At 54.2% G+C, this 14419-nt stretch carries 13 protein-coding genes; 6 read left to right on the top strand and 7 right to left on the bottom strand.

The genetic code is table 11. The features are described 5' to 3' along the window. From fdhE to fdnG, 4 genes are read right to left on the bottom strand one after another with little or no spacing between them, the layout of a single operon-like run. Positions 1–906 (bottom strand): formate dehydrogenase accessory protein FdhE, encoded by a 906-nt coding sequence (fdhE, locus tag EX31_RS05760; protein ID WP_037033851.1) that lies wholly within the window; start codon positions 904–906, stop codon positions 1–3. Further along, entirely contained in the window at positions 903–1556 is a 654-nt protein-coding gene (gene fdoI / locus EX31_RS05765; RefSeq protein WP_013573397.1) for a formate dehydrogenase cytochrome b556 subunit, read from the bottom strand. The genes fdhE and fdoI overlap by 4 nt, the downstream gene beginning before the upstream one ends. Next, positions 1553–2464, bottom strand: a complete 912-nt coding sequence (fdxH, locus tag EX31_RS05770; protein ID WP_037033852.1) for a formate dehydrogenase subunit beta — start codon at positions 2462–2464, stop codon at positions 1553–1555. The genes fdoI and fdxH overlap by 4 nt, the downstream gene beginning before the upstream one ends. A gap of 12 nt (positions 2465–2476) precedes the next feature. Further along, complete coding sequence (gene fdnG, locus EX31_RS05775) at positions 2477–5524, bottom strand: formate dehydrogenase-N subunit alpha (RefSeq protein WP_072012262.1); 3048 nt, start codon at positions 5522–5524, stop codon at positions 2477–2479. A 145-nt stretch (positions 5525–5669) separates the two neighbouring features. On the opposite strand from fdnG, the gene fdhD reads away from it, so the two are divergent. The 4 genes from fdhD (at position 5670) to yiiM (ending at position 10336) form a co-directional block, all read left to right on the top strand. After that, positions 5670–6512 (top strand): formate dehydrogenase accessory sulfurtransferase FdhD, encoded by an 843-nt coding sequence (gene fdhD / locus EX31_RS05780; protein WP_037033853.1) that lies wholly within the window; start codon positions 5670–5672, stop codon positions 6510–6512. Positions 6513–6722: 210 nt separating this feature from the next. Further along, positions 6723–7343: a superoxide dismutase [Mn] gene (gene sodA, locus EX31_RS05785; RefSeq protein WP_013573393.1), complete on the top strand. Its 621-nt coding sequence runs from the start codon at positions 6723–6725 to the stop codon at positions 7341–7343. A gap of 271 nt (positions 7344–7614) precedes the next feature. Then, positions 7615–9561, top strand: coding sequence for a methyl-accepting chemotaxis protein (locus EX31_RS05790; RefSeq protein ID WP_037033855.1), 1947 nt, complete (start codon positions 7615–7617; stop codon positions 9559–9561). Between the two features lie 103 nt (positions 9562–9664). Then, positions 9665–10336 carry a 6-hydroxyaminopurine reductase gene (gene yiiM, locus EX31_RS05795; protein WP_013573391.1) on the top strand — a complete coding sequence of 224 codons (672 nt, stop codon included), beginning with the start codon at positions 9665–9667 and terminating at the stop codon, positions 10334–10336. Positions 10337–10507: 171 nt separating this feature from the next. Here yiiM and EX31_RS05800 read toward each other — a convergent pair whose 3' ends face one another. Next, positions 10508–10867: a YibL family ribosome-associated protein gene (locus tag EX31_RS05800; RefSeq protein WP_013573390.1), complete on the bottom strand. Its 360-nt coding sequence runs from the start codon at positions 10865–10867 to the stop codon at positions 10508–10510. 164 nt (positions 10868–11031) lie between these two features. Between EX31_RS05800 and EX31_RS05805 the strand changes: the two genes are divergently transcribed. Beyond that, entirely contained in the window at positions 11032–11454 is a 423-nt protein-coding gene (locus EX31_RS05805; RefSeq protein WP_037033856.1) for a hypothetical protein, read from the top strand. Here EX31_RS05805 and EX31_RS05810 read toward each other — a convergent pair. After that, the gene (locus EX31_RS05810) at positions 11423–12916 is read right to left on the bottom strand and encodes an aminotransferase-like domain-containing protein (protein WP_037033857.1); all 1494 of its coding nucleotides are present in this window, start codon (positions 12914–12916) and stop codon (positions 11423–11425) included. The genes EX31_RS05805 and EX31_RS05810 overlap by 32 nt on opposite strands. A 144-nt stretch (positions 12917–13060) precedes the next feature. Here EX31_RS05810 and EX31_RS05815 point away from each other — a divergent pair, with 144 nt between their 5' ends. Further along, positions 13061–13669: a LysE family translocator gene (locus tag EX31_RS05815; protein ID WP_037033907.1), complete on the top strand. Its 609-nt coding sequence runs from the start codon at positions 13061–13063 to the stop codon at positions 13667–13669. Positions 13670–13762: 93 nt separating this feature from the next. Here EX31_RS05815 and EX31_RS05820 read toward each other — a convergent pair whose 3' ends face one another. After that, the gene (locus tag EX31_RS05820; RefSeq protein ID WP_014411435.1) at positions 13763–14311 is read right to left on the bottom strand and encodes an MltR family transcriptional regulator; all 549 of its coding nucleotides are present in this window, start codon (positions 14309–14311) and stop codon (positions 13763–13765) included. Positions 14312–14419 lie beyond the last annotated feature (108 nt).

A 14419-nucleotide genomic window follows, 5' to 3' on the forward strand; every position in this document is an offset into this window, starting at 1 on the left:
TTACCCGGCGGGAAACAGGAACGGGTTGATACCGCTGCCGGAAAAACCTTTGTCTTCCATACGGTCATCGAGCAGCAGCGTGGCAAGGTCGTCCGCCACAGCGTCAGCCTGCGGGTCTTTATCCTGATAAATCACTTTCAGGTAAGCGCCGCAATCGTCACAGGCTTCGGCTTTCACCGTTGCCTGCTCATCATCAATCGACCACAGATTCAGATGCTCCATCTCGTCGCAGTTGCTGCATTTCGCCCGTACCACATGCCACTGGCTTTCACACAGATTGCAGTGCAGATAGCGCAGGCCACCGGCATTGATCACCGCAGACACAGGAATACTGCCGCATACCGGGCAGAACTGACGATTTTCGCCATAATCCGCCCGCCCGACACCCCGCAACTGCGCCGCCATCTGCGCCCAGTACAGCGACAACGCGGCCCAGATAAACGGGGCTTCATCGGCCGGAACGTGTTTGAAATCCTGATTCAGCAACTGCGTCGCCATCATTTCCCGCTGCAGGCTCGGGGAATGTTCGAGGCGCTCAAGTACGCCGGACACCGGCTCTGATGCGCCATGTTTGAGCACCAGGATCAGCGCATCCAGTAAGGTCAGCCAGTGCGGCGTGCGCGGAAACAAACGGCAGTCGAGTGGCGGTTTACCGGCAGCTTTTTCTAATTCGCCACTCAGGTCGATACTGAGCGGAAACTCTTTCAGCACGCGCTGCTGGGCGTCGCAAATCGCCGCAGCAAAGTTCAGATATCCGTCGAGCGGGCTGTTTTCAGCCAGCGTGCGCAGACGATCGGCGCGGCGCTGATACAGTGTTTTCAGGTTGGCGAACAGTACCGGCGGGATGTTCCCCGCCGTGGTTTTACCGTCTGTCAGTTCGTCCTGTTGAACAATCTGGATGCTCATCCGGCTTTCCTCTTATCTTGTTCTTTTTTCAGCTCTTCAGCACGCACCTGACGATACCAGCGCGGATGGTGATACTTCGCCCATGACGCGGGCACTTTGCCGCCGGTCATGGCCGAAATCGACCCTTTCGCCCAGGTCGCCGCGTAGACGTGCATAATGATCACCAGAATCAGGCCAATACCGGCCAGTGAATGCACCAGCAGCGCCAGACGGATCAGCGGGATCGGGAAGTAACCAGCAAACCACGGACGCCAGATCATGACGCCGCTCGCCATCAGCAGCACAAGGCAACTGATCGCCGCCCAGAACACGCATTTCTGGCCGAAGTTATAGCGGCCTGTGTCGCCGACTTCATGATTGGTCAGCACTTTGCCGATATTCTTCGCCCACACAATGTCATCTTTTTCCGGCAGGTTGTGCTTCCAGTAGCGGAAGAACATGCCGAGGAAAGAGACGAACATCACCACGCCGAAAAACGGGTGCAGGATACGCGCCAGTTGCGGGGTGCCGTAAACGTTCATCAGCCAGTTAAACGACGGGAAAAAAAAGCCGATGCCGCTGAGCGCGAGCGTCACAAAACAAAACGCCACGATCCAGTGATTGAGACGTTCCACCAGGTTATAGCGCTGGATTAACTTCTCTTTTTTCATGAGCGTTTCTCCTCATCGTCATGTTTATCTTTCCCTTCCGTATGCTCTTCCTCTTTCACGTAATTCGGCCCCACGCCGAGGAAGTGGAATGCCGCCGCGGCGAAGGTCACTGCAAAGCCGACGGCGGCCAGCGGTTTCCAGACACCTTTCCACAAGGTAACCGCCGCGCTGATGGCCGGATCTTTTGGCAGGCCGTGATACAGCTCAGGATTGTCGGCGTGATGCAGCACGTACATCACGTGCGTGCCGCCAACGCCCTGCGGATCGTATAAACCGGCATGTTCAAACCCGCGGCCTTTCAGCTCGCTGACGCGTTCTGCGGCCAAATCCTGCATCGCGGTTTTAGTGCCAAAATGAATCGCACCCGTCGGGCAGGTTTTCACGCAGGCCGGTTCCTGGCCGACGCTCACACGGTCAACGCACAGCGTGCATTTGTAGGCACGGTTATCCTGTTGGTTGATGCGCGGAATGTTGAACGGGCAACCGGCGATGCAGTAACCGCAGCCGATGCAATGTTCTGACTGAAAATCGACGATGCCGTTGGCGTACTGCAAAATCGCGCCTTCCGCCGGACAGGCTTTCAGGCAGCCCGGATCGGCGCAGTGCATGCAGCCATCTTTGCGGATCAGCCATTCCAGCTTGCCGTTTTGTTCTACTTCTGAGAAACGCATCACCGTCCAGGATTTCGCACTGAGATCCATCGGGTTATCGTAAACGCCGGTATTAAACCCGACGTCATCGCGCAGGTCGTTCCATTCAGAACAGGCGACCTGACAGCCTTTACAGCCGATGCAGGTGGTGACATCGATGAGTTTCGCCACTTCCTGCTGATGGTCACGGGCACGCGGCGCTGGCGTGAACCCGTTGGTTGCGGACTTACGAAGTATGTCCTGTGATTGCATTGCCATAATTCGCCTCCGTTAGACCTTTTCCACGTTAACCAGGAACGCCTTAAACTCCGGCGTTTGCGAGTTAGCGTCACCGACTGACGGCGTCAGCGTGTTGGCTAAATAACCTTTACGCGTCGCGCCTTCAAAGCCCCAGTGGCAAGGGATGCCAATGGTATCAACGTGCTTACCGTCGATGGTCAGTGGCCGGATGCGTTTGGTCACCACGGCTTTCGCCACGATGAATCCGCGCTTCGAAGACACTTTCACTTCATCGCCCTGCGCAATGCCCTTCGAGGCGGCCAGACCTTCGCCGATCTCGATAAACTGTTCTGGCTGCGCAATGGCGTTCAGCAACGCGTGTTTGGTCCAGTGGCGGAACAATTCGGTAATTGAATAGGTGGTCGCCACATACGGGAAGTCTTTGGCGGTGCCCATATTCGGCAAATCGCTGGCAAAAATGCGCGCGACCGGATTGGAAATCACAGCCGGATGCAACGGGTTGGTGCCAATCGGTGATTCGATCGGTTCGTAATGCTCCGGGAACGGGCCGTCGGCCATTTTGTCAGTGGCAAACAAACGGCCGACGCCTTCCTGTTGCATGATGAATGGCCCGACACCGGACCCCGGCGCGGCGGCGCTGTAATCCGGGACATCAAAACCAATCCACTTCGCGCCATCCCAGCGGATGATTTCGCGTTTCGGATCCCACGGCTGGCCCTGCGGATCAGCGGACGCACGGTTATACAGAATGCGGCGGTTGAGCGGCCAGCACCACGCCCAGCCGGACGTACAGCCCAGACCGGAAGGATCGGCGTTATCGCGGCGCGCCATCTGGTTACCGGCTTCCGTCCAGCTTCCCGTGTAAATCCAGCAGAAACTGGCGGTGCTGCCGTCATTTTTCAGATGGGCAAACGTCGAAAGTTGCTGGCCTTTTTTCGCCAGCAGATTGCCCTGGTCATCATGAATATCAGCCAGCGCTTTGCCGTTGGCTTCGCGGGCGATTTCTTCCGGCAGCGGGTCGAGCGGATCCTGATAATCCCACGCCATATTCATTACCGGCAGCGGATTGGCACCGCCCTCTTTCTGGTACAGCTCACGCAGTTTCATGAACAGACGGGCGATAATTTTGCCGTCGTGCAGCGCTTCACCCGGTGGCTCAGAGGCCTGGAAGTGCCATTGCAGCCAGCGACCGGAGTTCACAATCGAACCGTTTTCTTCTGCAAAACAGGAAGACGGCAGACGGAACACCTCGGTCTGAATATCGGCGGTCTGCACGTCGTTCATTGCACCGTGGTTTTGCCAGAAGTTTGAGGACTCAGTCACCAGCGGGTCGATCACCACCATGTATTTGAGTTTCGAGAGTGCACGCGAGGATTTGTTTTTGTCCGGGAAGGCCGCCAGCGGGTTGAAGCCCTGCACGATATATCCGTTCAGCTTGCCTTCGGTCATCAGCTCGGCCTGTTGCAGCACGTCGTAGCTTTTGTCCCATTTCGGCAGCCAGTCGAAGCCCCAGTCATTCTCCGCCGTGGCGTGATCGCCCCAGAAGCTTTTCATCATACTGACGAAAAAGTTCGGTGTGTTTTTCCAGAAATTGACCTGTCCGTCCACCAGCGGTGCGGGCGTAATCTGATGCAGATAATCAGTGAAATTAGTCTGTTTTTCCGACGGCAAAGGCATGTAACCCGGCAGATTCAGCGACAGCAAACCGAGGTCGGTATAGCCCTGAATATTGGAGTGACCACGCAGGGCATTCACGCCGCCGCCCGGCATACCAATGTTGCCAAGCAGCAACTGGATCATCGCCGCACAGCGGATGGTTTGTGCGCCGCCGGTATGGTGCGTCCAGCCCAGCGCATACAAAATAGTCGAGGTTTTATCGCGTGCGCAGGTTTCCGCCAGAATGGAACTGATCAGCAGGAAATCTTCTTTTGAGGTACCGCACAGACGTTCCACCAGTTCCGGCGTGTAACGGGAAACATGCTCTTTCAGCAAGTTCCAGACACAGCGCGGGTCCTGCAACGTTTTATCCTGTTTCGCGAAGCCTTTTTCATCCAGCTGATAGTGCCAGCTTTCTTTGTTATAGGATTTTTTCGCCGCGTTAAAACCGCTGAAAAGACCGTCGTTGAATTCATAATCTTCACGTACCAGCAGGCTGGCATTGGTGTATTCCAGGACGTATTCGGTCTGAATTTTATTGTGGGTGATCAGATAGTTGATCATGCCGAGCAGGAAGGCCGTGTCAGAACCAGCGCGAATCGGCGTGTAGATATCGGCCACCGCAGCACTGCGGTTAAAGCGCGGATCGACGACGATGACTTTAGCGTTATTTTTGGTTTTGGCCTCAATCACCCATTTGAATCCGACCGGATGCGCTTCTGCCGCATTTCCGCCCATAATTAAAATCACATTGGCGTTTTTGATGTCGACCCAGTTGTTCGTCATCGCACCACGACCAAAGGTTGGCGCTAATGCCGCCACGGTCGGGCCATGACACAGACGGGCCTGACAGTCGATCGCCACCATACCCAGTGCGCGGGTGAATTTCTGATCCAGCAGACCGGTTTCATTACTGGCCGCAGAAGAACACAGCATGCCGGTGGTCAGCCAGCGGTTGACCGTCACGTTGTTTTCATTTTTCTCGACGAAGTTGGCGTCGCGGTCATCTTTCATCAGGCGGGCGATACGGGAAATCGCCTCGTCCCACGTGATGCGCTGCCATTTATCGGCACCGGGAGCGCGGTATTCCGGATATCTGAGACGGCCTTCGCTGTGGATGTAATCCAGCACGCCTGCGCCTTTCGGGCACAACGAGCCACGACTGACCGGATGATCGGCGTCACCCTCTACGTGGAAGATATTTTCAGTGACGTTTTTCGCGCCATCGCCCTGGCTGTAAATCAGTAATCCGCAACCTACGGAACAGTAAGTGCAGTTGTTGCGGGTTTCACGGGAGCGAAGCAGTTTGTATTGGCGGGTTTCCGCCAGCGCCATGGTAGGAGTAAATCCTAATAATGCCGCCGTGGTGCCGGCCATACCACCCGCACATATTTTGAATAATTGTCTTCTGCTGACTTGCATGAAAGACTCCTTCCCATCATCTGTTAACACATTGCTTTTCAAATTGGCGCTTTCCGCAGCTGATGCGGAAGCGTTAAAATTAAAGCCAAGTACCCATAGTTTTTGTACGGCTTATGTAGCCGGAATGTTTATAAGGTTATTGCTAATGGATGTCCATCAAGTAAACGAACTGGGCGAAAAAGATGACAAAAAAGTGACTCAGATCATCGGAGCCAGCCAAAAAACGGTGATGCAGCGCGCACATCTCAATGAGCCGGAAGATGACTGGATTGCTCAGGAAGTGCCCGTTGCGCTGGTTTATAACGGCATTTCGCATGTGGTCATGATGGCTTCACCGAAAGATCTGCAGGCCTTTGCGCTGGGCTTTTCGCTGTCAGAAGGGATTATTGAATCGGTCAGTGATATTTACGGGATGGAGGTGACACCAAACTGTAACGGGATTGAGGTTAACATCGAATTATCGAGCCGCCGTTTCGCCGGGCTGAAAGAACGCCGCCGCGCCATGGCGGGCCGTACCGGGTGCGGCGTCTGCGGCATCGAACAGTTAGGCGATTTATTCCGCCCGCTCGCGCCGCTGCCGTTCAGTCAAACCTTTGATCTGGCGAATCTGGACAACGCGCTGCACCAGCTGAAATCCGTGCAGGAAATCGGCCAGCTCACCGGCTGTACCCACGCCGCCGCGTGGATCACATCGCAGGGTGAATTACTGGGTGGCTGCGAAGATGTGGGCCGTCATGTAGCGCTCGATAAAATGCTCGGTATGCGAGCCAGACAAAGCGACTGGATATCCGGCGCCGCGCTGGTATCAAGCCGCGCCAGCTATGAAATGGTGCAGAAAGCCGCGATGTGCGGCATCGAAATCCTGTTTGCCGTCTCCGCCGCCACCACGCTCGCAGTCGACGTTGCCGAAAAATGCAATCTGACGCTGGTCGGTTTCAGTAAACCGGGACGGGCAACGGTGTATACACATCCGCAACGGTTACGTTAACTCTCTCTAAGCACCGCGTGCCTTTAGACAATTTAGGATTGTTTGCGGTTATCTGGTTCTAAGCCCCGTATAACAGGCGCTTACGAGTACCCGCACAAAGCATGGAGCATAGATAATCATTTTCAATATCATTTAATTAACTATAATGATCCGACTGATTACGCGGTGCTCACAATGACGGTGCCGCCCTACACTATGGAGACGATGAACATGAGTTATTCACTGCCATCACTGCCTTACGCATACGACGCACTCGAACCGCATTTCGACAAAGAAACGATGGAAATCCATCACACTAAACATCACCAGGCTTACGTGAACAACGCTAACGCTGCGCTGGAAAGCTTGCCGGAACTGGCTGCACTGCCGGTTGAAGAACTGATCACCAAACTGGATCAGGTTCCTGCAGACAAGAAAGTTGCACTGCGTAACAACGCAGGCGGCCACGCTAACCACAGCCTGTTCTGGAAAGGCCTGAAAACTGGCACCACCCTGCAGGGCGAACTGAAATCTGCGATCGAACGCGATTTCGGCAGCGTTGACGCTTTCAAAGAAACTTTTGAGAAAGCAGCGACCACTCGTTTCGGTTCAGGCTGGGCATGGCTGGTACTGAAAGACGGCAAACTGGCGGTTGTTTCTACTGCTAACCAGGACAGCCCGCTGATGGGCGAAGCCATTTCCGGCGCTTCCGGTTACCCGCTGCTGGGCCTGGACGTGTGGGAACACGCTTACTACCTGAAATATCAGAACAAACGCCCTGATTACATCAAAGCCTTCTGGGCTGTTGTAAACTGGGACGAAGCAGCAAAACGTCTGGCTGAAGCGAAGTAATTTCGCACAGCCGCCCTTCGCGGGCATGATGATGTTTTCGCCAATGGCGGGTCAGTGACCCGCCTTTTTTATGTCCTGAATTTGTATGCATGATCACTGTTTTACAGCGAATTATTCTTCCGTTTCCCGCCATTATTAGACCCCGCTCGCATTAATCAAAAATACGCCACAGATCCTATAAAGTTTATTAAACAACCTACCGATAGATTGTTCACAAAGGCGTCACAAAAACGCATGTCTATTTAAAAGGGATGTTTGACGGAGAATGATTATGAGTAACGGATCGGGTCTTTCGCAGTGGATGAACAATCTCAAGGTCGGCACCAAACTGGGTCTGGGTTTCGGCCTGGTGCTTTTGATCGCGGCCGTCATTACCACTGCGGGAATGATTAAATTTAACGACATCAGTCAGCGTGCGGAAAAAGTCGATTTCAGTAATCAGATGAACGCATTACTCAATGATGCCCGCCTCAGCCGTACGCTTTATCAGCTCAATTACAATCCGGCGTATCTCAAAAAAAATCAGGACAACATTGACGCGCTGTCGCAACTGATTGAGCAGTCGAAAGACAAGCTGAAATGGGATGCCGCTGGCCAGGCAGAACTGGAGCAGGTGCCGGTAAAAATTCATGAATATCAGCAGGCACAAGCCGCGTTTAAAGAAGCCGTCGACCGCAAAGATGCGGTACGCGCCAGCTGGAATCTTTCCGAAACCGAAGCCGTTGTGAAACGTTTACAAGATCAGCTGCGTGTGGAAGATGCCGATCCTTCTATTCGTCTTTCACTGGCCGAAGTCATTCAAAAACTGATCAACGTGCGTTATGACGTGCGCGGCCTGTTGCTCAACATCAACAAGGAATCGGAAGCCAGGCTGTTAAAGTCAATTGATGATACGCAGGCCAATGCTAAAAAGCTGAACGCATTACTGTTGCCGGATCAGCAGGCCACACTCGCCCCGCTGATGAGTGCGCTGGCGACCTATAAAGATCACGTTATGGCCTACATGCCGGCTTACGAAGATGAACAAAAGAACTCGCAGCTGCTGACAGTAAAAGCCGCTGAGATGAACACACTGGTCGCAAAAATATTCAAAAATGAACTGGATAACACGCATAAAGACATCAGTAATGCACAGATGATCATGATGGTGATTACGCTGATCGTAATGCTGGTGGGGATTATCATTGCATGGCGAATCACCCGCCAGATTGCCCAGCCGCTGCGCGATACGCTGAAAACGGCGGAGGCGATTGCGCGGGGCGATCTGACTGTCGCGCATCCAACCACACGTCGCGATGAACTGGGTATGCTGATGAACGCGGTGTCCGCGATGAGCCAGAATCTCAGTACGATGATTTATGAAATCCGCTCCGGCGTTTCACAGGTTTCTCACGCGGCGGCTGAAATCGCCGCCGGGAATACCGATCTTTCCTCACGCACCGAACAGCAGGCCGCCGCAGTTGAAGAAACCGCCGCCAGCATGGAAGAACTGAGCGCGACGGTGAAACAGAACGCCGATAACGCCCATCACGCCAGCAAACTGGCCAGCGAGGCTTCGGGCACCGCAACGCTCGGCGGCAAACAAGTCGGCGAAGTGGTCGACACCATGCAGCAGATTTCCGGCAGCTCAAAACGTATCGCCGAAATTACGTCCGTCATCAACAGCATCGCGTTCCAGACCAATATCCTGGCACTGAACGCTGCGGTTGAAGCCGCGCGAGCCGGTGAACAGGGCCGCGGATTCTCAGTCGTCGCCTCGGAAGTCCGCATACTGGCACAGCGCAGTGCCCAGGCGGCGAAAGAGATCGAAGGGCTGATTGCGGAGTCGGTTGAACGTGTTAACACCGGTGCGAAGCTGGTGGAAAATACCGGACGCACCATGCAGGACATCGTGAAATCCGTCTCGCATGTGCGCGATATCATGGGTGAAATCGCCTCTGCTTCTGACGAGCAAAGCCGTGGAATCAGCCAGATTTCGCAGGCGATTGTCGAAATGGACAGCACGACACAGCAGAACGCCGCGCTGGTTGAGCAGTCATCCGCTGCCGCCGATTCACTCGAAGATCAGGCCGCGACGCTGACGCAGGCAGTCTCGGTATTCCGCCTGGCCGATAACGGCGATATGCTGGCCGCACCGGCATCCGCCGCGCTGCGCCGTCCGGCCCTGCCGCTGCCAGTTCAAGGCAAAACCAGTCAGGATAACTGGGAAACGTTCTGACTGATTAACCTGCGCACCCCGCATGTGCGCAGGTATTCCTTCTACTCCCGCTGCCGAATGCAGGTTATGCTTGAGCGAGTGACATTTCAGCAGCGGAGAGCTTATGCATTATCCCGACGTGTACATCGGTACCATCGAGCATTATCCCGACTTTTCACCCAGTGCGATTGCCAAACGTCAGGTTGATGGCGCTGTCGCTCTGACGCCTCTCGGGCTGGAGAACGATCAGCAGGCCGAAAAGTCTTATCACGGTGGCGCTGACCGCGCGCTGTGTCATTTTCCCCGCGAGCATTACGCCTGGTTGCGCCAGCAGTTTCCCGAAGAAGAGGACCGTTTTCATCCGCCTGCGTTTGGGGAAAACCTTTCGACACTCGGCATGACCGAAGATAACGTGTATATCGGTGATATTTTCCGCTGGGGCGACGCACTGATTCAGGTCACGCAACCCCGTGCACCCTGCTACAAACTGAACCATTTTCTCGACTGCAAAAACCTGTCGCCGCTGTTACAACAAAGCGGCCGCTGCGGCTGGTTATATCGGGTGGTCAGTACGGGGAATGTCAGTGGCGACCGGCCGCTGGAACTGCTGACGCGCAACAGTGAGGTGTCCGTCGCAGAAGCGATTTCTATCGCCTTCAACATGCCGTTTGATGAGGAACAGTATCGCCGTCTGATGTCTGCTGCAGGGATTTCTGCCAGCTGGAGTAAAACCATGCAGATGCGGCTGGTAAATCGCAAGATCGAGGATTTTGGGCGCAGATTGTTTGGGAAGTAAGAAACAGAACGGGTATGGCTGGAGGGGTTTTTCTTTGCTCCTCCCCCTGCGAAAGGGGAGGCTGGGAGGGGGTTATAAAGACAAAACCCGAGTCAAAGCACACTTCAACTCTTTGATTCTGCTTTAATACCCCACCCCAACCCTCCCCTTCGCAGGGGAGGGCGTGTTAGTTCAGAATTCTTTCTTAGCGAAACCGGTCACCGCTTTCAGGCCCATTTCGCGGCCCAGCGCAGTCATCGGGTGAACCACCACGATACCGCGAACGGTTTTCTTCAGCGTGCCCATATCAGCCTGTTCTTTCTTGGTGATTTCACGGCTGAACAGCTTTTCCAGCTTCTGCGCTTCGGTGCTGAGTTTTTTCTCACGCACTTCTTTCAAACGCGCGATCTCGGCAGCCAGTTTTTCTTTCTCTTCTTCGTGCTTAGCGATTAACTCAGCATTACCTGCCTGAATCACGGTTGCATCTTTGTGATTAAGTGCATCCAGCATGTCGCTGAGGCGTTTAATCTCGGCTTTTTCGACTTCTTTCATAGTGACCAATTCGTGTAGTGAACAATTGGGCTAAGTGTAACAGCCCGATGCGCGAGATGCTCGATTTGTGCGGCATACATTTTGTTCTGAGATTTTCAGGATGTTTGCATTTGCACATGGGACTAGGATCACCCCCATCATTTTCCCTCATGGAGAGAGACATCATGAAGCCGACATTCAGCCACGATCACCGTATTGAAATGCATTTGAACAACGGCATGTTCAACGGAAAACCACTGTATATTCACTACACATCAGCTGAAACATTTCCCAAAATTATCGCCAGCCGATGTTTTATGGCTCGCCCAAATTATGACAGACGCGGATCCGCAGCAAAATCAGGTATCTATATGGTGCGAGGCAGGCATGCCTTCAATGCCCGGCAAGCCTTTCAACAGCTGTTTCTCGGCGAACCCAAATACCGTGATAGCGCGAAATATTGCTTCGTCTTTACCTTCAACAGCGAACCCTATTTAACCGGCAATTTGATTTCAGCAGGCAGTACGGTCGAAGAACTGATCCATCCGGGCAACCTCTCTTTCTCAAAAATTAATATTATTTATCAGGGAAGGAATCCGTTCCTGTAGCCTCCAGCCCCGGCGGCAAACCACACATCTCACACGCCCGCTCGCCAATGCGGATCATCGCCGAAATATAGCGGGTATCGAAAACATAACAGCACGATAAACGCAGGCCATTGGCGTAGCGACCGCTCGGTGAATACAGTTGTCCCGGCGTCATGCAGATTTTATCTTTCAGTAACTGGCGGAACAGCGTGACGCAATCGACGCCCGGCGGGAAATCCACCCAGATAACAAAGCCGCCTGCCGGTTGCGTGGCGCGGGTGCCCTGCGGGAAGTGACGGGCGATCAACGCGCGCGCCTGTTCCACCTGCGACGCGTAGCGTTTGCGTAAAACCCGCAGATGATGATCGTAACCGCCCGATTCCAGAAACAATGTCAGCGTTTGGGAAAGCAAGGCGGACTCTGCCATTGACGATACCGCTTTCAGTTTATGCAGCTTATCGGCAAAGCGCCCGCCGTCCACCCAGCCGATGCGAAAATCAGGTGCCAGCGTTTTGGTAAAGCTGGTGCAAAACAGGATCCAGCCGTCCCGGTCAAAGGCTTTTACTGCCGGAGACAGCGTCGCGCCAAACTGAATTTCTGCGTAAAGGCCGTCTTCAATCAGGGGGACCTGGTGATCGTTCATCAGCCGCGCCAGCCGTTTTTTCGCCGCCAGCGGCATGGTAAAGCCCAGCGGATTTTGCGCCGTCGGCATGGCGATCACTGCATTCAGCCGTTTCTCGGTCAGCAGCATTTCCAGCACATCCAGCGACAGGCCGGTTTGCGGATCGGTGGGGATTTCCACTGCTTTCAGTCCGAGACTCGCCAGCATCGGCAGCAGATAAAAATAGGTCGGCGTTTCCAGCCCGATACTGTCGCCGGGTTTGGTGGTAACGCGCAATGCCAGCTGTAACGCCTCCATACAACCGTGCGTAATTGTGATATCCGCAGGCTCTAAAATCATGCCGAGCGTCAGTGCACGGCGCGCAATTTGCTGGCGTAACGCCGGGCTGCCCGGCGGCAGCGCGTATTGCCCGATCAGATTGGGCTGACGACGCAGCAGTGACGACATAATCCGCCCCAGTTTTCCGGTCGGGTAAAAATCGTTCGACTGCGGACAGGCCAGCGATAAGTTGGTGTAGGTGGGGTCAATTTGCGAGGCGAACACTTTGTCGATCAGATCCAGCACTTCATCTGCCGGTTCTGCCGCTGGCGTCTGCGGCTGTTCCTGCGGCTGGTGATCCAGCGCGGGCAACGCGGCCCGCACATAAAAACCGGACTGCGGACGTGCCTCGATAAAGCCGCGATCTTCCAGCCGCCGGTAAGCGGCTACCACGGTGTTGATACTGACTGACCAGGTTTGTGCGCTGCGTCGCACGGACGGCAAACGACTGCCCGGTGCGAGTGTGCCACGGCGGATAGCGTCCGCCAGTTGTTCCGCCAGTTGGTTATATCGCGTGTCGCTGAAATCCGCTGTATCAGTCATGGTGTCAGTTCCGTGAAAAGTCATGGGTACAGTTTTTAGTTATGCTATCTGTAACCATAACAATAGCGTATTTCTGGTTCTGTTACCTTTCCTGTGCAGTGTTTACTCTGGTTATCTGGAAAACAGGGGATGCAGGAAAACAAAATGATCGATACCGCTTTTGTCAGTTACGTCACCGTGATGTCAATTACACCCGGCCCGAACAATCTGTTGCTGGCGGCTTCCGGGGTGAATTTCGGGCTGCGCCGCAGCGTGCCGATGATGCTGGGAATTACGCTGGGCTGCGTAGTGCAGTGTGCGCTGATGACCTCCATGCTGGCGATTCTGCTGAGCTGGATGACCGTTGTGCGTCTGCCAATGGCGGCAGTGGGCTGTGCGTATTTGTTCTGGCTGTCGTGGAAAATTTACCGTTCCGGCTCGCCGAAAGAAGGCGCAAAACAGCAACCGATGAACATGATTAATGGCGCGTTATTTCAGGCAGTGAACCCGAAAGCGTGGCTGATGGCGACCAACGTGGCGATTCTGTTTACCCCGCCGGATGGCAACATGCTGCATCACACGCTGCTGATTTGTATCGGCTTCGCGCTGATCAATCTGCCCTGCATTCTGGTGTGGGTCGTGATGGGTGACAGGTTACGTCAGGCATTACGTGTGGAATGGAAGCTGAAAATGTTTAACACAATCATGGGCGGCATGATGGCATTAACCGCGCTGTGGTTGCTGGTCGGCGAAGTGCGTCATGCAATGATTTAAGGGATTTATTTTTGCACCGGAGAAAGCCTCATGTAAGTGATTCGGGTGACTGAACGCAGCCAACGCATCTGTGGCTCGAAGTATGACGGGGATTTATTTTTGCACCGGAGAAAGCCTGGAAGGCTGCTGATTACTGATGTGGGCGATCAGCCCTGTCACGGAAAGGACCATGGTGGAGCGGACGATTTGTTGATAGCGCTGACGTTGCATGGCGATCAGCGACTCGTCGGCTTCGCCCGGTTTCAGGAAAGTGGGCGCTGGCGGCAGTTCTGTCACGCAATGCAATTCACCGAACGGGCCGAGAATTTCATCATCGGTAAAACGATACTCTTCGCCGTCGTAATTCAGCTCTTCACGCAGCGCCATCAGTAATTCTGCATCTTCGTATTCATGACGGCTGATCACGCCCAGCGCATAAATCAGTTTGAGACGTACAGACAAATCACCGAGCGGTCCGGTGCCGGTCAGTAACGGTTCGACTGCATATTTCACCGCATAATCATCTTTACGGAAAACCTGCACCACCAGAATATCCAGCGCTTCGGCCAGTAACTCCACAGCGGTCATTAAAAAGCTGCGCACGGTTTTACCCGCATTAAGCTTTTCAAGTACACGGTTTTCAAACGCCTGAGCTTTTTCCATAGGGCTTACTTGCATTAAAGAGCCGATGCTGACAGCGCCCCTGGCGTCATCCATGATGCGCGCATGTCGGGCAGAAACATCCCGCCCGACAGGGCTTTCTTTGCCTGG

This window comes from Rahnella sp. WP5, from assembly GCF_000745615.1.
Taxonomy (GTDB): domain Bacteria; phylum Pseudomonadota; class Gammaproteobacteria; order Enterobacterales; family Enterobacteriaceae; genus Rahnella; species Rahnella aceris.

Bases quoted from the DNA above. Each gene is read 5' to 3' on its own strand.
- EX31_RS05810 (WP_037033857.1), bottom strand. From the start codon at position 12,916: ATGACTGATACAGCGGATTTCAGCGACACGCGATATAACCAACTGGCG.
- fdxH (WP_037033852.1), bottom strand. From the start codon at position 2,464: ATGGCAATGCAATCACAGGACATACTTCGTAAGTCCGCAACCAACGGG.
- EX31_RS05790 (WP_037033855.1), top strand. From the start codon at position 7,615: ATGAGTAACGGATCGGGTCTTTCGCAGTGGATGAACAATCTCAAGGTC.
- yiiM (WP_013573391.1), top strand. From the start codon at position 9,665: ATGCATTATCCCGACGTGTACATCGGTACCATCGAGCATTATCCCGAC.
- sodA (WP_013573393.1), top strand. From the start codon at position 6,723: ATGAGTTATTCACTGCCATCACTGCCTTACGCATACGACGCACTCGAA.
- EX31_RS05815 (WP_037033907.1), top strand. From the start codon at position 13,061: ATGATCGATACCGCTTTTGTCAGTTACGTCACCGTGATGTCAATTACA.
- fdhD (WP_037033853.1), top strand. From the start codon at position 5,670: ATGGATGTCCATCAAGTAAACGAACTGGGCGAAAAAGATGACAAAAAA.
- fdhE (WP_037033851.1), bottom strand. From the start codon at position 906: ATGAGCATCCAGATTGTTCAACAGGACGAACTGACAGACGGTAAAACC.
- EX31_RS05800 (WP_013573390.1), bottom strand. From the start codon at position 10,867: ATGAAAGAAGTCGAAAAAGCCGAGATTAAACGCCTCAGCGACATGCTG.
- fdnG (WP_072012262.1), bottom strand. From the start codon at position 5,524: ATGCAAGTCAGCAGAAGACAATTATTCAAAATATGTGCGGGTGGTATG.
- EX31_RS05805 (WP_037033856.1), top strand. From the start codon at position 11,032: ATGAAGCCGACATTCAGCCACGATCACCGTATTGAAATGCATTTGAAC.
- fdoI (WP_013573397.1), bottom strand. From the start codon at position 1,556: ATGAAAAAAGAGAAGTTAATCCAGCGCTATAACCTGGTGGAACGTCTC.
- EX31_RS05820 (WP_014411435.1), bottom strand. From the start codon at position 14,311: ATGGAAAAAGCTCAGGCGTTTGAAAACCGTGTACTTGAAAAGCTTAAT.